Raw genomic sequence first — 21272 nt, forward strand, 5'->3', positions numbered from 1 at the left:
TTTATAGACTAGGATCAAGTTCATATCCGATTAGCGCCGAAAAGGAAAAATCCCCTGCTGCTGCGCACGATATTTACGATATCCGGCGTAACTTAACGTCGCCACAATGACCGAACTAATGAGCAGCCCGGCTGCCCTGCGATCAGGACCCTGTACAAACGGTACAAAGGCACTCTCGTCCTTCTCGCGACCAAACAACTGGTTCACCAGTTCCTCCCCATGGCCCACCATGCTCTTTAACTGAGCCAGATCTGGCTGCTTTGCATTGGTAAGCCCTTTGGTATGAGATAACCAAGCGTCCATCTGAGCAATTTCATACGGTTCACGGCGAATCAGTGCGGCAGGACGAATCGTCTCATAATGCTCCTCCAGAACGGTGTAGCGGTTTGCCAGTACGGCGGCAGTTTGCCCTTGATTTGTAGCAGCGGATAAAGCGTCCAGATCGTTTTTCACGATTTTATAATACTGAAGCCATAAAGGCTTGGTTGGATTCGCGAGACTATCTGCTGCAAGTCTGAGCTTGGCAGAGGACTGTTGAAGAGAAGCGTCGTCATTTTTCACCTTCACAACGGCTTGTTTCACTTCAACTATGGTTTCGGACAAGGCGTGAATGCCCTCGACTGTTGTTTGTCCCTCAAAGGAGATATGCTCCAAACTTTTACTGATACGCAGAATGCTTCCTCGCACTTCTTCAATATTATTCTCGAGCGCCTGACGATACAATATGGCTGCTTCCTCATTCAGTTGTGCAATTGAATTGCTTGTGGACACTTGCTGATCTGAATTCGAATTTAATGCTTCACTTTGCGCGGATACACGATATGCTAAGTTCGTCCAAAGCAGCAGAGCCATGAACGATACCACCAATAAGCCAGTTTTGACCCCAAACGTTCTCTTCATGGACATCCCTCCCACCACCAATGTATGGCGGGAAACAGTTCGTTAGAACAAGCTCAAGATCGGATATCAGGTTCGTTTCGCTTGTCTTAAGGCCAGCCACGCGCACAGAATGCTCACCAGTGTCAGTCCGAATGTGAAATTACGCACACCATCTACATGATCATAGAGGGAAGCGGGTAACCAAGGGTAAATATCATATGTATAATCCATCGTATCGTTCAACAGCGTCCAAAGACCTGCAACGACAAGGGAAGCCCAGCGGAAGCCGAAAAAGCGTACATAAATAAGAGCTTCAATGGCCATCGCACTATGCGAAGCAATCAACATCCAGTCTTGCCAGTGCTGTGTACCGCCTTGCATCCAGCCAGCGAAAATAATGGACACGGCCCACACGCCATATTTCACAGATGTAACCACGGCAAGCGCCTGAATCACATGTCCGATCCGTTTGATAATGATGGACCGTGGCGGGTACAAGACCCATAACAACGCTAAAGTAAAAAACAAGCTCGCTGTTGGGCTATCTGGCACAAATACGATCTGCCACATCGGCTGCTCAGCCAGCGTCAATTTCATTTGCTCTCCGTACCAGATGTATCCGTATACCGTTCCTACCGCATTACACCAAAATAATAGCCACAGGAAATAACGATTGGTTAGAAATTCTCTACTCCAGAAATACGATAAAGCCACATTCCCTGCCCCTTCCTTCATCAATATTGTGCACGATACAGTGCTGTCCAAAAAAACACTTCAAAAAAACCTGACCGCATAAACGATCAGGTTTCATTGGTTATTTCGATTTTACTGTTCTGCTTTCTGTTTCGCAAGCCATTCGGTCAGATGAGTAATCTCTTCATCCGTAACACCTTGAGCAATAGCATTATTATACTGAGGCTGCATTGCATTGTAGCCTTCTTTGATAATGGTCAGAATCTCTTCCTGGCTGTGCTTGTCACCCACACCCCGAAGTGAAGGTCCACTTGCGCCCTTCATATCAGCCGCATGGCAGCCAATACAACCGGCCTTCTTGTACGTTTCCATTGCAGGATCATCCTGTTCCACGATCGCAACTTCTTCTTGCTGTCCAGGTGCATTGGAAACGGGTGGGAGCCCCTGTTCACGCCTCTCCAGCGCTTCTTCTTCACGTTGAATATGTTCAGGCTTCTGTCCACTTGCTTCCAACTCATGCTCGTAGTGCGTCCACGCTACATTTGTCAGGTAGAATACAGAAATGACCGACAAAATCATCAGTGATGAAGCAATTGGGCGTTTATAGAAACGCCGCTCCTTGCCTGTGTCCAGGAATGGTGCCAGCAGCAAAGCTCCAAAAGCGACTCCGCTGACCCCCAGTACCCCGAGCAGAACGTAATCGCCCGATGCGTATGGATACTTCAAGTACTGATACAGAAAAAGGAAGTACCAGTCCGGCATGGGAATTACGGATGCGCTCGGATTGGCCGGATAGCCCAAAGGTGCAGGTTCTGAGATCGTTAGTACCAGAATCCCCACCAATACAACGACACCAACCATCCATTCTTTCAGCAGGAAGTTGGGAATAAAGGCTTCTGATTTGCCGGGATACGCCGTGTAATCAGGAGGGGTAATGAATCCCGCCCCTTTACGGACCCGTGAATCACCGACAAAGATAACCTTTTCCTCATCATCCTTCTTATGTCCGTGAGCCATTGCGATTCCTCCCTTCTCAGTTTATAGTGGTCCCGAAATGCCCTGTCTGCGGATCATGATAAAGTGTCCGACCAGAAGCACCAGAAGCACAGCGGGGAGGAAGAATACGTGCAGGGCAAAGAATCGGGTTAGTGTCTGTGCACCAACAATCGTACCGCCTTGCAGGAATTCTTTAATAATCGGTCCTAGCCAAGGAACCGTGTTAGCAATCTCCAATGTTACTTTTGTTGCAAAATAGGCTTTGTTATCCCATGGCAACAAGTACCCTGTGAGCCCCAGGCCCAACATGACGAAAAAGATCAGCATGCCGACAACCCAGTTCATTTCACGCGGTGCCTTGTAAGAGCCTGTAAAGAACACACGCATCGTATGTAAGAACATCATTACGATAACCAGACTGGCTCCCCAGTGGTGCATGCCGCGAACAATTTGGCCGAAGGCTACTTTGGTCTGCAGGTACTCCACACTTGCGTAGGCATTGATAATATCAGGTACATAATACATGGTCAGGAACATGCCTGACAGAATCTGAATAACAGTAATAAAGAACGTCAATCCACCAAAGCAGTACACGAATGCGGAAAAGTGATGAGCCGGATTTACATGCTCTGGAACTTCATGATCCGCAACGTCCCGCCAGATTGGCGTGATGTCAAGACGCTCGTCAATCCAGTCATAGACATTTTTAAACATCTGCGTTCACGCCTCCTAATTCACTCGGGTGTTCGGAACAATGTCGCCCAGATATACCCAACCCTGCTCTTCCTTGACTACGTACTCATCCAGCGGTTTGGGGGCTACGGCAAGATTCTTCCCTTCCTTGTCATAGTGCGCGCCATGGCAGGGGCAATGATACTCGTCAGGGTACTGCTTGTCACTATTCCAGCCTACTGTACATCCCAGATGTTTACAGATAGGTGAGAGTGCATAAATTTTACCCTGCTCGTCTTTGCGAATCCACGCCACTAACGATGCATTACTCAGATACCAACCATCCTGTTGTTTAAGTTCAAAGGTGAATTCTTGAGGCTCATTCGTAATTTTGCTGATTTCAGCTACTTTGACAGAGGTGCCTTCTCCCTTATGTTGCAAAATCGGGTCCACCGCAAAACGGACCATAGGAAGGATTGCACCGGCGGCCATGTAGGCTGTAGCTCCACCAAGCGTGTACGTCAAAAACTGCCTGCGTGACATCTCCATGCGGCTTGGCAATTTCAATGAAGCTTCGTGGTGGTCATGCTCACTGCTCATACTGTCTCCAACCCCCTTTTTCAGCCAACTCTCTCAAACGTTTTCATTTTCATAAATTCCACGACTTACTAGAACATACATAATCATATAGTAGCCCTAGAACACCGTCAAGAATTTGTCACACATTTTTAAGGTTCAATTGTAAGCGTTATTAAAAAATTGTTGTAAAATTGTCACATTTGTCGCTAAAAACTATTTTTTCCACAACTCTCGTATCTTTTCCCCTACAAATCTCGCAATCCCTTCTTCTCCGACCTCACGAGTTAACACGGACCGACTCAAAACCAGATCAGCAGCTGGAATTTCCATGCCATCCAAATGACCATCTGATGACATAATAACCACATATTTGAATCCTGAGGATTTAAGCTGTGCGGACAAGGAATTTAATGTCATTGACAATTCCGAATTAGCATAATGAAAGGCTGGATAAGTCATGATTCTCCCTTTGAAAGGAATTTCGACCAGATCCAGAAAATCTCTCAGCCGCTCCAATGCCTCGGTAGCTTCAACTGGCGACTGCTCACCGCTAAGAGCTGTGTATGGAATAAGGCATGTATCCAGATAGAGTTGCAGTTCAGCCCAGCTGTCTTGAGTCATCTCACTGAATTTCAATTCCCTATATCCCCTCTCTATCCATTTTATTCCCATATTATATATGACCATATCTTATAAATCCAGACATTCATTTTGGAATTACACATATCAAAAAAGGAAATACGCCTTTGCGCATTCCCTTTTATATCAGAAAGGAACTATTTTGCCTATCAGTTTATGGTCCTCAGTTCATCCGTCAGACTCCGGAAAGCTACTTCGTCTCCGGTAGCTAACGCTTTATCGATTTCCAAATAGAGCTTCTCGCTGCGCTGTTTGCGAAGCGCTTCGTCCCACACCATCTCAGCTGCCAGCCCCAACATGACTTCATACGTAACTTTCATTTTATCCAATAGGATGCACCTCCAAAACGGATTTAAGAGCTCCTATATTCTTTTCCTTTGGTAACATAACCCAGTGAAGTTCTGGACATCCGCTCCAGATCGGCATCAGTCAGCTCACGTATCACTTTGGCAGGTGTCCCCAAAGCAAGAGTATAGGGCGGAATTTTACTATTCTCAGTAACAACAGAACCGGCTCCAATCAGCGTATATTCGCCAATATCGGCTCCATTCAGCAGAATGGCTCCCATGCCGATTAATGATCCTGTTCCAATACAACAACCATGAATGATCGCTGTATGTCCTACTGAGACATCATCTCCCACAATCAAAGGTTGATCAGTATTGACATGCCCGACAACGTTATCTTGAATATTACAGCGCTTTCCAATGATAATAGGAGCCAAATCAGCCCGCAGGACTGCATTGAACCAGACGGAAGACTCTTCTCCCATTCTCAAATCACCGATCAGTTTTGCACCTTCAGCCATATATACCGAAGGGTGTAACTGAGGTTGTAGACCTTTGTATGGAATTATCATTATTATCACTCCTTAATTTGGGAGTGATTTTAGCAACTTGTCCTTCACTTGTCAAACATAATAGGCGTAATGTCTCCTGAGATAGAGCGACAGGATGCAGCAAGACGTGTGCCCCAGGCTGTCATTTGTATAGTCCTGCCTTCCTCATGTTCCCCAATACGGACCATGCCGAGATGCAACATCATTTTAACAATTCTGTTATCATAGATGGCCTCGGCCGTATCATAGTAAAACGGCTGAATGAACGGACCGATCTGACGAAACAGCGACTCGGCGGTTGACCATTCTTGGGCACATTCGCCTGTCCAATATACAATAGAGGACAGATTGGGAATAGCACCTTTATACAATCTTAACCAAAACCTAAATAGCTGTATCATTTCGGCTGTTTTCTCAGCTCCCAGCTTGTCTTCTCCAGCTGGTGATAACTTCAGCGTGCCTTGCTCCTCACGAACCAGCCGATGGTGAAATGCATAGTCGTAGAGAAGTGCGAAACGATCCGGGTAATCCTTGAAGGAACGGCCATATCCGAATCTCCATCCACCTTTGCCCACCAATTCCTCACTAATGTGCAGATGCTCCATAATCTGCTGTTGAGAGCGACGGTACATCATGCCTTCAGCGTTAAGGGCAATTTCGTGCTGCTGGACAAACTGCAGGAACAACTTGAGATCATCCGCTAAGAGATGATATTCATCCCGATACATGGGTGGTTCTGTTGTTTTGGTAATCCCTGCTCGCAGACGTGTGGATAACACATCCCTGAATCTTAGTTTCAGATCCTGGGGTACCTGATACAAATACCTGGTCTGCTGCGTTGTCCCATTGAACAACCATCCACTCTTATTGAAGCGAACGATGAGATCACGTGGACTCGCGCCAGCCTCACTCTCCTTTTTGTCCATCGATTGACGGGCTATGGCAATGAGTTCTTCCATACCATAATACTGGCGAGGGTCAAACAACAAGTTGTTCAAAAAACGCTGATCTGCTTGATTCAGTTGACGTACCTGCTGCTCAAAAAAAGGTCTGCTGCCCAATGTAGTGAGAATACTCTGGATGAGTTCATGTTTGGAATTGGGCTTGCATTCACATTGGTAATAGTCTGCTATTCGATTAAGCTGGCCAATATCGGCAAAAGTAAGCATATCCGCTAGATTCATGGGTCCATCGCCTCGCCCGTTAACTACTTCGACTGCTGATTCGGAGCCTGAAATAGTTTGGTTTTGTAAACATCGTTGACGGAATTCCCATAATCTAAACCTCTTTTTGGAAATCTTTTATGTTTTAAAACATACTATGCCTCAAGTTGGTCAATCAGAAGAAAAATGAGAGGTTTGAAATCATATACAGTCTTTATTTCCCCATAAAACGCAAAAAAACAACCCAAGTTAACTTACTCAGGTTGTTTCGCTGTGTCCAAAGACAGATGTCGTGTGCAATTATATAACAGCGGACTCCAGTCATCACGTTCCTTTTCCAGGATCGTCAGTGACAGGTTTCCAATCCGTTCTGTATACCGATCTTTAAACAAAGCTGTTAACAGGTTGGCCAAGAAAGCTCCGTGAGTGACAATGAGCACGTTTTGGTCCGGATAGGCAGACCATAGATCTTCCAGAAACGCCAGTGCACGAATCTGGATATCCGCTACCTGCTCCTGTCCCAAGTCCAATGTCTCCCAGGCTTGGCCCCAACGGGCAACCCGTTCTTCTGAAGTCAGACCTTCAATCTGACCAAAAGCCCTTTCTTTCAACCGTGCGTCCGGCTCAAGCAAAGGTACATTCAACAGCTTTGAGATAATCTCCCCTGTTTCCTGTGCCCGCGATAATCCACTTGTGATGATATAGTCCCATTGGTATTCTTCCGTCAGCAGACGTCTTCCCAGGCGCTCTGCCTGTTCACGACCTTCTCCATTCAGAGGAATATCCGTCTGACCCTGTATACGGCCCGCCGCATTCCAGTCTGTAAGACCGTGACGAATAAGCCCGATTCGCACTTACATCCCTCATTTCTCCACACGGCGAACGAAAGGTTATTACCTATGCACTCGCACCTTGTTTGCGTTTATTCGTTGTTCGATGCATACGTCCAAGAGAAAATAACGCCATTCCTATTGCAAGTAAAGAGAGGGCCATCCAATACTGCGGATAAGCAGGTCCCATGCTCACAACAAAAGGTTCTATGATACTTCCTCTGTCCGCTCCAGTCATGTTGTACTGATACATTCCAGAGGACGATGGTCCGCTTCCGGCAACCCCTGTCTCCAGAATACCCGTAGCAACAACCTTGGTTTGCTCAGCTTCTGATACGTCTGGCTTAAACATTGCCATATACAGAAAGCTGCATAAAAAAATAGCCAGGAACGCGGCGATCCACAAAGACATATGCTTGCGGATCACAGCAGAGAAACGATTAACCTTTACCTCTTCCGGCAGAAGCCATGGAGACTCCGCGTAGATCCGGTCCATAACGTTACGGTTCACTCTCTCTGCCTGTTGTTCTGTCACTGGAACCGGAATGCTGTGCAGCAAGATCTGAGCTTCTTCCCAGACCTCAAACTGCTCGGAGCACTCATCACAACCAGCGAGATGAGCATGAAATGCAATCCGCTGAGGATGAGTTTCCGGCAAGTCCCAGACCAGTGCAAACAGTTCCTGGGCTTCATTGCAATTCATCGGTTCTTCATCCCTTCATATGGCTCGTACACCGGTTCGAAGAAATAAGGTTCCAATTGAGTTTTTACGCTTGATCTTGCTCTGAATAATAGCGATTTCACAGAACTGACGCTCTGCCCAAGAATATTCGCAATCTCTTGGTAGTCTAGTTGATCATACTCGCGGAGTATAATCGCAGAACGCTGCTTCTCCGGCAAATTGTTAATCGCATCCCTAACCAGCATCACCCGCTCGCTGCGTAGTACAGCATACTCCGGTGCATTCTCCGAAGGAGCAACGGGAACAATCCCGCTCTCTTCAAGTGGGACATTTCCGCTGCGCTGTTTGCGAAGCTCACTCAGTACCGTATTTCTCGCAATGGTATATAACCAGGTTGAGAATGAGGCATCCACCTCACGGAAAGAGTGCAGACTGCGGAACGCCTTATAGAAAGTCTCAGAACAGAGATCTTCCGCAAGCAGCTCCATATTGGAACTTTTCAACATATGATATACGAAAGCCAGTATTTTACGCTGATAACGACTCATCAGCTCGGAATATAACTCCAGGTTACCTTCCTTGATCTCTCGAATCAACTGGGAATCCGTCATTTGAGTGCGACCCCTCCTCGCCCATCCATGTGCTTCTCCCCGTTCGACTCTATCCATGTATTACCGAACAGGCACAAAAAAGTTGCGGTTCTCACCGCATATAAAAAGCGTTCAGCGCCATAACTGGCCTTCCCGCCAAATTCCCCTATGTAATGGCAATTTCCCCAACGTTTCTACATTAACAGTATTTATTGTACAACGGTCTGCATCATCCTGGCAAATCCATTGGCATCCGCAAAACCCGACCTGTCATTCATATGCGGTCATTTTCACGTTCATGACTTCATTTTGAGCCTTTTTGGTAACCCTTGCTTATATAGACGGACGATATACTGAAAAGGTTACAAAAATGTGATATTTATTGGATCTAAGGTATCCTAACAGATTAAGGAGGGAGATGTAAATAGAGGATGTAAGTTCAAATGTAACTATTAACATATCAATGCCTTTCCCATAACTTTTTAAGACAAAAAAAAGACCGCTTACATAAGCGGCCATTGCTCACGTGGAGCAATACAGTTATTGGATAGGAGTGGAGAGAAACCATACTGTACCCTTATTATATGTATACGTTTTCATTTTGTCAACACTTTCAGTAAAATTGTTTGAATTAATTATATCTTTCGGTAAATCAGGATAATACATCCTTTTTTTGTGTGACTGAAAATCAAATAACAACTCCAATATAACCTCACAAAAAAGAGGGCTTTCGCCCTCTTTCTCGTCTTATATCCACACTTGATAGCCTAAGGAATCCAATAACGTCTTGGCTCGTTCCATATCTTCTTCCTGACGGAAAGACAGACGCATAATGCCCGGCACATCCACCCGGTTTTCGATAATCTCCAAGTTGCTCAAGTTGATATCATTCGCCCCAAGCTCAGTTGCAATCTTACCGATCATACCCGGTGCATCCTGAACATCAGTATATAGATCAAATAACGGCGAAATCATGCCTTTGCGTCGTTCTGGTAATATACTGCGGAACTCGCGGGCCTGACGGAATGCCTCCTCTATACCTTCACCGTTCTTATGTTCCAGCATATCCGTAAAGGCCGTCATCTGGCTATTCCAGTCCTTAAGCAAGCCCAGCAGTACATCACGGTTGCTAAGCAAGATATCTCTCCACACAATCGCATCACTGGACGCAATCCGGGTAATATCCCGAAAACCGCCTGCAGCCAGCATTTTATACAGTGGATTCGACTCATTATATTCACGTACCTGATTCACCAGCGCAACAGCAATAACATGTGGCAGATGACTAATCGCCCCCACGATGTCATCGTGCAGCAGAGGCTCCACACGCACGATCTGTGCCCGCGTATACGCAAGCAGCTCAGACAACCTGCTGTAGGCTTCCTCAGGTACATGTTCTGAAGGGGTTAAGACATAGTATGCATTCTCAAATAACACGGCTGAGGCCGCATCTACGCCTGCACGCTCCGACCCCGCCATAGGGTGACCACCAATGAAGTAAGCGTCAGTCAACCGCACATGCTCGGCACAAGCGGCAATGGAAGCTTTAGTGCTTCCTACGTCCGTGATGATACATCCTTTTTTCAATGGCAGCTTGGAGAGCTTTTCAAAATAGGATTCAAGCAAACCTACGGGAACGCACAAAAAAATAAAGTCGGCATCCTCTACCGCTTCTTCCAGAGAGAGCGTAGCATCATCCACTACACCGCTCGCTATGTACTTGTCCTTCAGTTCATCCAAGTGGGCGTAGCCCATCACGGTTACATCTGGCTTGCCTTTGAAGCAGAGCGCCAGTGAACCGCCGATGAGTCCTACACCAATCATTGCAATTTTTAGTTTCATGGGTCCTCACTCTTTCATCGCCAGTATTAAGGGCGTGCTACCGCCTTCTCAGCCAGCGTGTTCTCCAGTGCCGTGACAAATGCACGGTTCTGTTCTGATGTTCCGACGGACACACGAATGTAAGTTGGGTATACGTGGAATCCTGAGCGAACGATAATGCCTTGTTTGAGCAAGGATTGGAACGCAATTGCCGAAGGCATATTCAGGTCAACCATAATGAAATTACCCTGTGAAGGGAAATACGACAATCCGAGCCGTGTAAATTCATTTTGCAGGTAATCCCGATCCGTTGCATTCCGCTTCGAGCACTCTTGAACAAAATCCTGATCCAGTAGTGCAGCGGTTGCCGCAACCTGTCCAAAACGGGAGGTGTTAAACGGTTCACGTACACGGTTAATCAAATCAATAATTTCGGGACGTGCAATACCATATCCGATCCGAAGCGAAGCCAAACCGTAAATTTTGGAGAATGTCCGCAGGATGACCAAGTTCGGATACCGTTCGATCAATGGTATACTTTGCGGGTATGCTTCATCGGTTACGAATTCATAATAAGCTTCGTCCAGTATGACCATCACATGAGCAGGCACACGGTCCATAAAGGCTGTAAGTTCCTGCTCGGAGATAATCGTACCTGTCGGATTATTTGGATTACACACCCATACTGCTTTGGTTTTGTCGTTAATTTGCGCGAGCATCGCGCTCAGATCATGCGTGCCATTTTTCAGAGGCACTTCGATGGACACGGCACCCTCAATATCTGCATTGCTTTTATATACAGAAAATGTCTGATCTGCCATGATGGTCTCGTCACCCGGCAAGAAGAAAGCTCTTGTGATCAAAGCAATAATCTCATCGGAACCACAACCAAATATTAAGTTGTTCCGTTCAACGCCAAGATGCTTGGCAAGAACTCCCGTCAGCTCAACCGAGCTACCATCTGGGTATATGCTTATATTAGTCATTTCTTTCGTAATGGCTTCCAGAGCGGCAGGAGAACTGCCGTACGGGTTTTCGTTGGAGGCCAGCTTGATGACTTGTTCAAGCCCCAGTTCACGTTTCACTTCTTCAATCGGTTTGCCCGGCTGGTACACAGGCAGATTGACAATCTGGGATTTCGGTTTCAACCCGACCGCCTCCTGTTATTGAAATAATGTTAGACACGAATCAGCGTGCACCTCATGTGTCCAAAAGATGTCCTTTCAGGACATCTCTATCCCTTTAATTGTGCCACAAAGTTGCGAATTTGCAACAGTCCCGCTGCACGCGTATCCGGATTTTCAAGCAGAGGAATCGAATCTTCCACCTGACGAACAATGGCACTACCTACAACAACGCCATCGCAGATGCGGGAGAAATGTGCCACCTGCTCATGACTGGAGATACCAAAACCTACCGCTACAGGGAGGTCTGTCAGACTTTTCACCGTCTCAATGAAGCTTTCAACGCCATCAAAGAAAGAAGCTCTCTCTCCGGTTACCCCTAGGGATGATACACAATAGATAAAGCCACTCGCTCCCGTTACAATCCGCTCAATCCGGGCATTAGAGGTAGGTGCAACAAGCGGCACCAGATGCACACCCGCACGATTTGCCCGTTCACGCATCTCTTCCGCTTCCTCAATCGGCAGGTCCGGAATGATCATGCCACTAATATCGTGTTTGACCAATTCATCAAAGAATACATCCAGTCCTGTCTGCAATACCGGATTATAATAGGTGAACAGTACAAACGGCAGTTTCACACCTGCCTTACGAGCTTTTGCAGCAGTTTCCATAACAGTACGAATGGTAATCTGGCTTTTCAGCGCACGTTCGGAAGCACGCTGAATGACTGGGCCATCTGCAAGCGGATCTGAATAGGGAACACCCAGTTCCAAAATGTCCGCTCCAGCCTGTTCAAGCTCCTTGATGATATCAATCGTTGTATCCACATCCGGGTCTCCCACGGTTAAGAATGGAATAAGTGCCGTGCGATTCTGTTCCTTCAATTGCTGGAAGGTCTGGTCCATCAGATTCATCCCAAGTCACCTCCCGTGTATTTCATGATCGATTCAACATCCTTGTCTCCACGTCCCGACAGACAAATGACTACAATATCATCTGCTGTAAGTTCAGGCGCCAGTTTGACAACTTGGGCTACCGCATGTGCAGACTCCAGAGCAGGAATGATTCCCTCCGTCCGACATAGGAGTTGCAGGGCATCCAGTGCTTCCTGATCCGTGATCGGTACATATTTTGCCCGTTCAATATCCTTGAGATAGGAATGCTCCGGACCAACACCCGGATAATCAAGTCCGGCCGAGATGGAATGTGCTGGCTGAACCTGTCCATACTCATCCTGCAACAGGTAACTCATAGATCCCTGGAATACACCATGCGTACCTTTGGTCATCGTCGCAGCGTGATACTCGGTTTCGACCCCTTTGCCTGCGGCTTCAACACCAACAAGTTTCACATCCTGATCGCCGATAAATGGATAGAACATACCGATCGCATTACTTCCTCCACCAACAGCTGCTACAATTACATCCGGCAAACGCCCTTCGATCTCCTGAATCTGACGACGGGTCTCATCACCAATCACACGTTGGAAATTCCGCACCATCATCGGATATGGATGAGGACCAACCACTGATCCGAGCACATAGAATGTATCCTCCACATTACTGACCCAGTAGCGAAGTGCTTCGTTACCAGCATCCTTCAGTGTCCGTGTTCCGGACGTAACCGGAATCACTTCTGCTCCGAGCAGCTTCATCCGAAATACGTTTAACTGTTGACGCTCTGTATCTTCTTCGCCCATAAATACTTTGCATTCCAATCCAAGCAATGCGGCTACGGTTGCCGTTGCAACGCCATGTTGACCTGCACCCGTTTCGGCAATAACTTTCTTTTTGCCCATCCGTTTGGCAAGCAAACCTTGTCCAATGGCGTTATTAATTTTGTGCGCGCCTGTATGATTGAGATCTTCACGTTTCAGATAAATTTTCGGTCCGCCCAATCGGCGTGACAATTGCTCTGCATGATACAATGGCGTTTCACGTCCAGAATACTCGCTTAGCAGATAGTTCAGTTCCTTGTTAAATTCCTCATCTTCAGAGAAGTGGCTGTATGCCTCCTCCAACTCAATAAGTGCGTTCATTAGTGTCTCAGGTACAAAGCGGCCTCCGAAGTGACCGAAACGCCCGTGTTGATCCGGCAATTGATGTGTCATGCCTGCTTCACCCTTTCTACGAATGCTGTAATCTTGGCAATATCCTTCACACCTTCAGTCTCCACGCCGCTGGATACATCGACGCCGAAAGGTGCATATGTCTGTATTAGTTGTTGTACATTGTCCGGCTGCAAACCTCCTGCAACGAACAGAGCAATTTCGCGACTTTTTGCCCATTCAGCATAGGCAGGGATTCGCTCCCAGGCAAACGTTTTGCCGGAGCCCCCTCCATATAGAGGATCATGGGTATCGAGCAATATCGCATCCACGAATTTATCATAAGTATCAAGAGCCCTTATTGCTGCATCATCAGCTTCCGGTCCCGTTTCATCTTTGGGAAAAGAGAAAACTTTGAACACTTTGGCATTCCACCGCTGCTTCACCTGCTGGCAAAATTCCGCAGTCTCCTGTCCATGCAGTTGAATAACATCCAGCTGAGCAATGTCCATAATGTGTTCCAGTTCTTCGAGCGTAGGATTCACAAATACACCCGCAAGCTTCGGCCGATCATAAGTAGACCATTCGAACAACACCGTTCTTAATGCAGCAGCCTGCTCGGGTTCGATTCGGCGGCGTGATTTGGCAAAAACAACACCAATGTAATCCACAGGCAAGTTTATCATCGATTTTAGCACTTCAACGTCCTGAAGTCCACATATTTTTACGGCCGCTGGCAGCGGGTTTCTCAGTTCTGACATACTTTCGCCTGTGCCATCGTGTATGGAAGTATTCATCATTTGGGTCCCATCAGATCATATACAGCCGCCTCGACATCATCCTTGCGCATGAGATGCTCACCTACGAGAATACCATGAACACCGGCCTGGATCAGAGGTACTGTTGATTCTGGTCCGTCAATACCACTTTCGCTAATCAAGGTAACGCCACTTGGAATCAATTCCATCAAATCCAGTGTTGTGTTCAGACTGGTTTCGAATGTTTTCAAATTACGATTGTTGATGCCCACAAGTGTTGCCTGCGGAATCTCCAATACCTGCTCCAGTTCTGTTCGATCATGGACTTCAATCAAGGCATCCAGCCCCAAACTTTTGGCGAATTCCAGATATTGACGAATCTGTTCAGGTGTCAGAATACTGGCAATCAGCAATACCGCGTCCGCACCCAGCAATCTTGCCTCGGCAATCTGTCGTTCATCTATAATAAAATCCTTGCGCAATAGCGGAATGTTCACCGCTTGATGAATCGCCTGCAAGTACTCATTGCTCCCTTGAAAATACGACACATCTGTTAATACGGAGATGCAGTCTGCACCTGCTCGTTCATAAGCGGCAGCAATCTCTACCGGATGAAAATCCGGACGGATCAACCCTTTGGACGGCGAAGCCTTCTTCACTTCAGCAATAAGGCCGAGTTTGCGATTGCGTCCGCTTGATAGTGCTTTTTCAAACCCCCGGGTTGCAGGTAGTTGTTCGATTTTTTGGATAGCTTCATCCATGCGAAATGTCTGTGCCAGAACTTCAACTTCTTTATGTTTGGTTGCAACGATTCGATCAAGATACATGACTGTACGCCTCCGTTGTATGAATTAACTGTTCAAGCTTCCCGGCAGCTTTGCCCGAATCTACCGCTTCTGCGGCAAGTGTCACCCCTTCAGCAATGCTATCTGCAAGACCGGATACATAGATGCACGCTCCGGCGTTCAACAGAACGACATCGCGATAGGCACTCTGCTCACCCTGGAAGATCCTCTTAATAATTTCGGCATTCTGTGCCGCATCTCCTCCAAGCACCGCTTCGAGCGGATGCAGAGACAAACCCATATCACGTGGATCAATATCGTAGGTGTGCACTTCACCATTGCGAAGTTCAGATACCTGAGTTGGTGCCGAGATACTGATTTCATCCAGACCATCATGGCTGGCCACAACCAACGCTCTTTTGAGACCAAGACGATTCAGTACTTCAGCAATCATCGGCGTCCGGGAACGATCATACAGGCCAAGCAATTGGCGATCTGCTCCCGCAGGATTCGTTAAAGGTCCGAGCATGTTGAAAATGGTACGAACACCCAGCTCTTTTCTTGGTCCTGCCGCATGTCGCATGGAAGGGTGATATACTTGGGCAAAACAGAAGCAGATTCCGATATCATCCAGACATTGTCTGGCCTGCTCCCCGTTCAGATGGATATTTACACCGAGTGCCTCTAATACATCTGCACTACCCGCTTTGCCTGAAGCTGAACGGTTGCCATGTTTGGCGACCCGAACCGAGACGGCCGAAGCAATAATGGCGGATGCTGTGGAAATGTTGAATTTGTGAATACCCGATCCACCTGTTCCACACGTGTCCAGCAAGCCGCTGCCATCCGTTAGAATCCGTCCACCCTGACCACGCATGGCTTCAGCAAAACCGGTGATCTCATCCACCGTTTCCCCCTTCATCCGCAGCGCCATCAGCAAACCTCCGATTTGAGCCGGCGTTGCCTCACCTCTCATAATCGAGTACATCAAATCTCTTGCTTCGGCTTGCTCCAGATGGCTGCCCTCCAAAATCTTCGCCAGGCCATTCTTCATGCCTTCCTCACGAGTAATCTCAGCAATGGGGGTTACAGGGTTCTCATTCATTATTGGGTTTATGTTCATCTCCGGTCTCTCCTCTCTCAGTTCTTAGCGGCCGCTGGTGTGACAAAGTAGTCTGCATTCGCCAGTCTCAACGTGCTGTCCTTTTCTTTGGCAGGAAACATTGCTTCTGCTGTTCGAATCGCTTTGAGCAACGCTTTAGCTTTGTTAACCGTTTCCTCATATTCATTCTCAGGTACAGAATCCCATACGATTCCCGCTCCGGCCTGTACATAAGCTTTTCCTTTTTTGAAAATAATCGTACGAATCGTAATACAGGAATCCATGTTACCCGAGAATCCGAGGTATCCGATCGCTCCTGCATATGCACCCCGTGCCTCTTTCTCCAGTTCTGCGATAATCTCCATCGCACGCAATTTCGGTGCACCGGATACGGTACCCGCAGGCAAACATGAGAGGAATGCATCGAAGAAATCCTTGTCGTCTCTAAGCTCGCCGGTAACGTTGGACACCATATGCATAACGTGAGAATACCGTTCAATCTCCATGAACATGTCACACTTCACACTGCCGAAGCTGGATACCCGGCCCAGATCGTTACGACCCAGATCAACCAGCATCAGATGCTCCGCGCGTTCCTTCTCATCCTGGAGCAGATCAGCAGCGAGTGCACGATCTTCCGCTTCTGTTGCCCCCCTTGGACGTGTACCTGCAATCGGTCGTGTCTCCACACGATTCCCGTCCACCTTGACCAGCGCTTCAGGCGAAGTACCCACGATAATCTCATCATCCATTTTGAGGTAGTACATATAAGGTGACGGATTCAGGGTCCGGAGCACACGATACACGTGGAGCGGAGAAACTTCCGTATCAATGTGGAAACGCTGGGACAATACCACTTGAAAAATATCACCTGCGCGAATGTAATCTTTGGCTTGTTCCACATTACCGATAAATTGCTCCTTCGTGAGGTTGGAGCGAATATCCCCCAGTTCCACGTCTCCCGGAATGGAACGCGGATTCAGGTTCTCCCCTGGTCCTTGCTGCTGCAAACGTTCTGCGGTCTGCTCCAGCTTCTCCGAAGTCACTGCATACGCTTGACGTATCTCGTCATCCGTTGCACCGTCCTTGACGTGTACGTTACCAACGAGCAGCATCTGCTGCTTCACATGGTCAAACACGATAATCTGGTCACAGAACATAAAACGAATGTCATCCATATTCAGGTCATCCAGCGCGTGGGCTGGAAGCTTCTCATAATAGGAGAGCAGATCATATCCAAAGAAACCAATTGCCCCACCTGTGAATGGTGGCAGTTCATCATCTTTTGGACTGCGATACTTACGCAGCAGTGCTTTCAGTTCTTCAATCGGTTTGCCTGGCAATTCACGAGTTTCCCCTGCTTCTTCTACAACGATCCGACCCTTCTTGGCCGAAATCATCAGGAACGGATCTGTACCGATGAACGAGTATCTCGCCCATTGGATACCCCCCTCTACACTTTCCAACAGGAATGCACGGTCATTGTCAGCATAACGGCGGAATATTCGAATCGGAGTCTCCATATCTGCCAGAATCCGTTTGACTACCGGAATCAGATTATACTCATTCGACATTTTCAGTACTTGATTAACGTTTGGCGTTATCATCAGATCACGTCCTTTCAGATTTAGGTAAGTTCAACTAAAGATTGTTTACACTGAGCACTTCGATGACAGAACAACCTTCCGATCACTGTTATCCCCAGATTTTTTTGATTCCCTTTCAAAAGGGAAAATCCGGTGATAAATGTGAACGCTCCGCTTCTTCAGGTTATTTCTGTCCTCTCCGTTTTTGTGTAAAAGTTTAGTTGAACTTATAGGGGTAGAAGAAGCAATTCAATATACGAAAAAAACCTCTACCATCAGGTAGAGGTTTGGTTATAAGCTGTATTTAACAGGGTGATGCTTCATAAATAACAAGTCCCTATACTTCGCTCTCGGTTAATTCACAGGTCGCTGAATTGATGCATTTCACATCATTCAATCGGGAAAATAAATTAGTTATAACACTTCAACTACTCATTCCAATATTTCGTAAAATATGGGAGAGTACATTGATTGTGTTTGTACCAAAATATATCAAAACAAGATGTCCTATGACACGTTTGTTTTCCCTGTTCCTGTTACCTATTCCGTAGCACGACGTACCGTGAATCAGTTGACCGGTTTCTGTTGCCCCGGTTACCACCCACTGGACTCTGCTATATACTCCACTAGCTCAGCTGCTCTCAGCTCAATCTCTACTCTACTCAACTGGTTCTCACTATACATCATTATGATCGGTTTGACAACCCACTACTTAAGAGCCAGAAGGTGTTGCCAAATCCGGACGTAATGCCTGTGCACCGTTCAGATACACATGGTTGATTTCATTCTGAGCTTTGTTTGTATTCACATGCACCATGAAACGAATGCACTGCGCCAAGGCACCTTTAACAGGAACCTCCAGTGCACACATCAGTGGTACGAGTTCCCAGCCATCCAGTTGGCGAATAGCTTTTGCCGGAAAAGCAGCATCCAGATCCCCAGTTAACGTAATCCACACACTACAGATATCTTCCGGTTGGATCTCATTGCGATCCACGATCTCCTGCAGCAATACAGCCGTTTCTTTCAAAATCTGTTCTTCGTTGTTCTGCGTGACTGTTGTAGCCCCGCGAATTCCCCGTGTGACCATTGCTGTTATTCTCCCTTCCTGAGCATTTCAATGACGTCCCGAACTGCCGACACAGGTACGTCCTTCACAATTCTTGCAGCCCCAATCCGATCGGGAATGATAAACACCATATGACCTTCACGGAACTTTTTGTCATGCATCATCGCTTCCATTAATGCATCCGTGTCGAGATGAGCAGGCATCGTTGTTGGAAGGCGAAGTGAACGCAACATGCGGACCGTATCTTCATACAGCCCTGCTGGCGCACCAAGCTTCTCACCAAGCAATGCCGATCCAGCCATACCGATGGAAATTGCTTCTCCGTGCAGGAATTCTCCATAACCGGCAATCGCTTCAATGGCATGACCAATCGTATGTCCAAGGTTCAACAATGCACGTTCTCCATTTTCACGCTCGTCTCTGGATACTATCTCTGCCTTGATACCACAACCTCGCTCCAGACCATATCCCAACGCTTCGGGATTGAGCGCTAGCAACTCCTCTGCATGTTCCTCACACCAGTGTGCAAAAGCCGCATCACGGATCAGCCCGTGCTTCAGCATCTCTGACAAACCTGCCGAAACATCTCGTGGTGGCAAGGATTGAAGTGTGTCCACATCATAGAGCACTAGCTCGGGCTGGTGGAACGCACCGATCATATTTTTGGCCAGCGGATGATTGACAGCTACTTTACCGCCCACACTGCTGTCATGCGCCAAAATCGTTGTAGGTACTTGAACAAACTTGATTCCACGCATATATGTAGCGGCAACAAAGCCAGCCAGATCACCTACGACCCCACCACCTAGGGCCAGAATCGCAGAACTCCGATCCAACTTACCTTCGATCGCAACGGTCATCATATCCTGGTACACCGAAAGAGATTTCGATGTTTCACCAGAGGGCACAACCGCCGATACGACTGTATAACCAGCCGTACGTAGCGTTTGCTCCAAACCTGACAAGTATTTGGGAGCCACATTTTCATCTGTAATGATGAGTAGCGGACTTTTTTTGGTCAAGCCATATTGCTCAAAATATTGAGGGGCTTGTGCCAATAGGCCGCTGCCAATCAGAATCGGATATGAGCGTTCCTCCAACTGTACCGTCAGCTGACGCATATTAGTAATTCTCCAGTTGAGCGTTATAACTTGCAACATTGGCACGGATCTCTTCCATGGAATCGCCGCCGAATTTCTCCAGGAATGCTTTGGCAATTTCCCAAGCTACAACATGCTCCATAACCACACTCGCTGCTGGTACAGCACAAGCGTCCGAGCGCTCAACCTGAGCCGTAAATGCTTCTTTTGTATCAATATCAACACTTTGCAGTGGCTTATACAACGTTGGGATCGGCTTCATCACACCACGTACAACGACTGGCATACCGTTTGTCATACCACCTTCGAATCCACCCAGACGGTTGGTTGCCCGGTGGTAGCCGCGCTCGTCCGTATGCATGATTTCATCATGCACCTGTGATCCTCGAATGACTCCGGCTTCGAATCCGATACCAATCTCTACACCTTTGAATGCATTAATGGACATTACGCCCTGAGCGATTCGTGCATCCAGCTTGCGATCGTATTGAACATAACTACCCAGGCCAATAGGTACACCTTCAACGATACATTCCACTATTCCTCCGATGGAATCGCCTTCTTGTTTAATCTGGTCGATGTAAGCTTCCATCTTCTTTTCTGTCTCAGCATCCGTAACACGTACAGAGGAAGCTTCTGTTACTGCGATCAGTTCATCAATCGGAAGGTCCTGATACGGAGCTTCGATCTCTCCAATACGAAGTACACGTCCAGCTACCTTGATTCCGAATTCAGCCAGGAATTGACGTGCAATGGCGCCACATGCCACACGTACCGTTGTCTCACGCGCACTGGAGCGCTCCAGTACGTTCCGCAAGTCTTTGAGATTATACTTGAGTCCACCGTTCAAGTCAGCGTGTCCAGGACGAGGACGATGAACGCGACGTTTCTCTTCGTCACTGCCTTCAATCGGCTCAATATTCATAATATTCTGCCAATGTTTCCAGTCATTATTTTGAACAACCAGCGCTACCGGAGCACCTGTTGTATATCCATGACGGATACCACCAACAAAATTCGCCTGATCTTTCTCGATCTGCATCCGGCGTCCACGGCCATATCCCTTTTGACGGCGGTGAAGCTGGAAATTCAGTTCTTCAAAATCAATCGTCAAATTACTTGGCAATCCTTCAATAATAGCGGTCAATTGGGGTCCGTGCGTCTCCCCTGCGGTTAAATAGCGTAAACTCATAATACGTTCCCCCTTTAAACTGTTAAACTTCACATTGCTAAAATCCCATAATTTCTTTGCTTATTATAGTATAGCTGACCCGCTTTGACAAGAAAGTCGGCTCTTTCTTGTACTTGGTATACAA

The 21272-nt window shown here is 47.2% G+C and carries 23 protein-coding genes; all 23 read right to left on the reverse strand.

Going from position 1 to position 21272, the window contains the following annotated elements; all coding sequences use genetic code 11:
• Positions 1-30: 30 nt before the first annotated feature.
• The 23 genes from MKY66_RS18830 to aroC all read right to left on the reverse strand — a co-directional run bounded on the left by MKY66_RS18830 (position 31) and on the right by aroC (position 21148).
• On the reverse strand, positions 31-900 hold the full coding sequence (locus tag MKY66_RS18830) for a sporulation protein YpjB (protein WP_076209930.1): 870 nt from the start codon (positions 898-900) through the stop codon (positions 31-33).
• Between the two features lie 66 nt (positions 901-966).
• Complete coding sequence (locus MKY66_RS18835; RefSeq protein WP_076209929.1) at positions 967-1593, reverse strand: DUF1405 domain-containing protein; 627 nt, start codon at positions 1591-1593, stop codon at positions 967-969.
• Between the two features lie 111 nt (positions 1594-1704).
• Positions 1705-2589, reverse strand: a complete 885-nt coding sequence (locus MKY66_RS18840) for a menaquinol-cytochrome c reductase cytochrome b/c subunit (protein ID WP_076209928.1) — start codon at positions 2587-2589, stop codon at positions 1705-1707.
• A gap of 21 nt (positions 2590-2610) precedes the next feature.
• Positions 2611-3282, reverse strand: coding sequence for a cytochrome b6 (locus MKY66_RS18845; RefSeq protein WP_017687726.1), 672 nt, complete (start codon positions 3280-3282; stop codon positions 2611-2613).
• Between the two features lie 15 nt (positions 3283-3297).
• Positions 3298-3840 carry a ubiquinol-cytochrome c reductase iron-sulfur subunit gene (locus MKY66_RS18850; protein ID WP_017687725.1) on the reverse strand — a complete coding sequence of 181 codons (543 nt, stop codon included), beginning with the start codon at positions 3838-3840 and terminating at the stop codon, positions 3298-3300.
• A gap of 192 nt (positions 3841-4032) precedes the next feature.
• Complete coding sequence (locus tag MKY66_RS18855) at positions 4033-4440, reverse strand: DUF2487 family protein (protein WP_339805605.1); 408 nt, start codon at positions 4438-4440, stop codon at positions 4033-4035.
• 167 nt (positions 4441-4607) lie between these two features.
• The gene (locus MKY66_RS18860) at positions 4608-4787 is read right to left on the reverse strand and encodes an IDEAL domain-containing protein (RefSeq protein ID WP_017687723.1); all 180 of its coding nucleotides are present in this window, start codon (positions 4785-4787) and stop codon (positions 4608-4610) included.
• Between the two features lie 23 nt (positions 4788-4810).
• Positions 4811-5317, reverse strand: coding sequence for a gamma carbonic anhydrase family protein (locus MKY66_RS18865; RefSeq protein WP_036607653.1), 507 nt, complete (start codon positions 5315-5317; stop codon positions 4811-4813).
• A gap of 44 nt (positions 5318-5361) precedes the next feature.
• A complete protein-coding gene (locus MKY66_RS18870; RefSeq protein ID WP_076209926.1) occupies positions 5362-6480 on the reverse strand; it encodes a hypothetical protein in 1119 nt (372 codons plus the stop codon).
• Positions 6481-6713: 233 nt separating this feature from the next.
• On the reverse strand, positions 6714-7313 hold the full coding sequence (locus tag MKY66_RS18875) for a histidine phosphatase family protein (RefSeq protein ID WP_076209925.1): 600 nt from the start codon (positions 7311-7313) through the stop codon (positions 6714-6716).
• Positions 7314-7356: 43 nt separating this feature from the next.
• Entirely contained in the window at positions 7357-7992 is a 636-nt protein-coding gene (locus tag MKY66_RS18880; RefSeq protein ID WP_076209924.1) for a zf-HC2 domain-containing protein, read from the reverse strand.
• Positions 7989-8582 carry a sigma-70 family RNA polymerase sigma factor gene (locus MKY66_RS18885; protein WP_062835180.1) on the reverse strand — a complete coding sequence of 198 codons (594 nt, stop codon included), beginning with the start codon at positions 8580-8582 and terminating at the stop codon, positions 7989-7991. Before MKY66_RS18885 ends, MKY66_RS18880 begins: the two co-directional genes overlap by 4 nt.
• A 726-nt stretch (positions 8583-9308) precedes the next feature.
• A complete protein-coding gene (locus tag MKY66_RS18890) occupies positions 9309-10403 on the reverse strand; it encodes a prephenate dehydrogenase (protein ID WP_017687717.1) in 1095 nt (364 codons plus the stop codon).
• Positions 10404-10429: 26 nt separating this feature from the next.
• Positions 10430-11530 carry a histidinol-phosphate transaminase gene (hisC, locus tag MKY66_RS18895; RefSeq protein ID WP_076209923.1) on the reverse strand — a complete coding sequence of 367 codons (1101 nt, stop codon included), beginning with the start codon at positions 11528-11530 and terminating at the stop codon, positions 10430-10432.
• A gap of 86 nt (positions 11531-11616) precedes the next feature.
• Positions 11617-12423, reverse strand: coding sequence for a tryptophan synthase subunit alpha (trpA, locus tag MKY66_RS18900; RefSeq protein ID WP_076209922.1), 807 nt, complete (start codon positions 12421-12423; stop codon positions 11617-11619).
• The gene (trpB, locus tag MKY66_RS18905) at positions 12420-13619 is read right to left on the reverse strand and encodes a tryptophan synthase subunit beta (RefSeq protein WP_017687714.1); all 1200 of its coding nucleotides are present in this window, start codon (positions 13617-13619) and stop codon (positions 12420-12422) included. The genes trpA and trpB overlap by 4 nt, the downstream gene beginning before the upstream one ends.
• A complete protein-coding gene (locus tag MKY66_RS18910) occupies positions 13616-14317 on the reverse strand; it encodes a phosphoribosylanthranilate isomerase (RefSeq protein ID WP_076210319.1) in 702 nt (233 codons plus the stop codon). Before MKY66_RS18910 ends, trpB begins: the two co-directional genes overlap by 4 nt.
• Before the next feature lie 35 nt (positions 14318-14352).
• Positions 14353-15141, reverse strand: coding sequence for an indole-3-glycerol phosphate synthase TrpC (trpC, locus tag MKY66_RS18915; RefSeq protein WP_076209921.1), 789 nt, complete (start codon positions 15139-15141; stop codon positions 14353-14355).
• Positions 15131-16171 carry an anthranilate phosphoribosyltransferase gene (gene trpD, locus MKY66_RS18920; RefSeq protein WP_091034830.1) on the reverse strand — a complete coding sequence of 347 codons (1041 nt, stop codon included), beginning with the start codon at positions 16169-16171 and terminating at the stop codon, positions 15131-15133. Before trpD ends, trpC begins: the two co-directional genes overlap by 11 nt.
• 68 nt (positions 16172-16239) lie before the next feature.
• Positions 16240-17808 (reverse strand): anthranilate synthase component I, encoded by a 1569-nt coding sequence (gene trpE / locus MKY66_RS18925; protein WP_076209920.1) that lies wholly within the window; start codon positions 17806-17808, stop codon positions 16240-16242.
• 691 nt (positions 17809-18499) lie between these two features.
• Positions 18500-18877, reverse strand: a complete 378-nt coding sequence (aroH, locus tag MKY66_RS18930; protein ID WP_036607677.1) for a chorismate mutase — start codon at positions 18875-18877, stop codon at positions 18500-18502.
• A gap of 5 nt (positions 18878-18882) precedes the next feature.
• Positions 18883-19977: a 3-dehydroquinate synthase gene (gene aroB, locus MKY66_RS18935; RefSeq protein WP_076209919.1), complete on the reverse strand. Its 1095-nt coding sequence runs from the start codon at positions 19975-19977 to the stop codon at positions 18883-18885.
• Between the two features lies 1 nt (position 19978).
• Positions 19979-21148, reverse strand: coding sequence for a chorismate synthase (gene aroC / locus MKY66_RS18940; RefSeq protein ID WP_017687707.1), 1170 nt, complete (start codon positions 21146-21148; stop codon positions 19979-19981).
• Positions 21149-21272 lie beyond the last annotated feature (124 nt).

It is taken from the genome of Paenibacillus sp. FSL R5-0766, assembly GCF_037971845.1.
Lineage (GTDB): Bacteria > Bacillota > Bacilli > Paenibacillales > Paenibacillaceae > Paenibacillus.

Excerpts from the sequence above, each read along its gene's own strand:
- MKY66_RS18830 (WP_076209930.1), bottom strand. The coding sequence starts at position 900 with ATGAAGAGAACGTTTGGGGTCAAAACTGGCTTATTGGTGGTATCGTTC.
- MKY66_RS18840 (WP_076209928.1), bottom strand. The coding sequence starts at position 2,589 with ATGGCTCACGGACATAAGAAGGATGATGAGGAAAAGGTTATCTTTGTC.
- MKY66_RS18845 (WP_017687726.1), bottom strand. The coding sequence starts at position 3,282 with ATGTTTAAAAATGTCTATGACTGGATTGACGAGCGTCTTGACATCACG.
- MKY66_RS18850 (WP_017687725.1), bottom strand. The coding sequence starts at position 3,840 with ATGAGCAGTGAGCATGACCACCACGAAGCTTCATTGAAATTGCCAAGC.
- MKY66_RS18855 (WP_339805605.1), bottom strand. The coding sequence starts at position 4,440 with ATGACTCAAGACAGCTGGGCTGAACTGCAACTCTATCTGGATACATGC.
- MKY66_RS18865 (WP_036607653.1), bottom strand. The coding sequence starts at position 5,317 with ATGATAATTCCATACAAAGGTCTACAACCTCAGTTACACCCTTCGGTA.
- MKY66_RS18870 (WP_076209926.1), bottom strand. The coding sequence starts at position 6,480 with ATGAATCTAGCGGATATGCTTACTTTTGCCGATATTGGCCAGCTTAAT.
- MKY66_RS18880 (WP_076209924.1), bottom strand. The coding sequence starts at position 7,992 with ATGAATTGCAATGAAGCCCAGGAACTGTTTGCACTGGTCTGGGACTTG.
- MKY66_RS18885 (WP_062835180.1), bottom strand. The coding sequence starts at position 8,582 with ATGACGGATTCCCAGTTGATTCGAGAGATCAAGGAAGGTAACCTGGAG.
- MKY66_RS18890 (WP_017687717.1), bottom strand. The coding sequence starts at position 10,403 with ATGAAACTAAAAATTGCAATGATTGGTGTAGGACTCATCGGCGGTTCA.
- trpA (WP_076209922.1), bottom strand. The coding sequence starts at position 12,423 with ATGAATCTGATGGACCAGACCTTCCAGCAATTGAAGGAACAGAATCGC.
- trpB (WP_017687714.1), bottom strand. The coding sequence starts at position 13,619 with ATGACACATCAATTGCCGGATCAACACGGGCGTTTCGGTCACTTCGGA.
- MKY66_RS18910 (WP_076210319.1), bottom strand. The coding sequence starts at position 14,317 with ATGTCAGAACTGAGAAACCCGCTGCCAGCGGCCGTAAAAATATGTGGA.
- trpC (WP_076209921.1), bottom strand. The coding sequence starts at position 15,141 with ATGTATCTTGATCGAATCGTTGCAACCAAACATAAAGAAGTTGAAGTT.
- trpE (WP_076209920.1), bottom strand. The coding sequence starts at position 17,808 with ATGATAACGCCAAACGTTAATCAAGTACTGAAAATGTCGAATGAGTAT.
- aroH (WP_036607677.1), bottom strand. The coding sequence starts at position 18,877 with ATGGTCACACGGGGAATTCGCGGGGCTACAACAGTCACGCAGAACAAC.
- aroB (WP_076209919.1), bottom strand. The coding sequence starts at position 19,977 with ATGCGTCAGCTGACGGTACAGTTGGAGGAACGCTCATATCCGATTCTG.
- aroC (WP_017687707.1), bottom strand. The coding sequence starts at position 21,148 with ATGAGTTTACGCTATTTAACCGCAGGGGAGACGCACGGACCCCAATTG.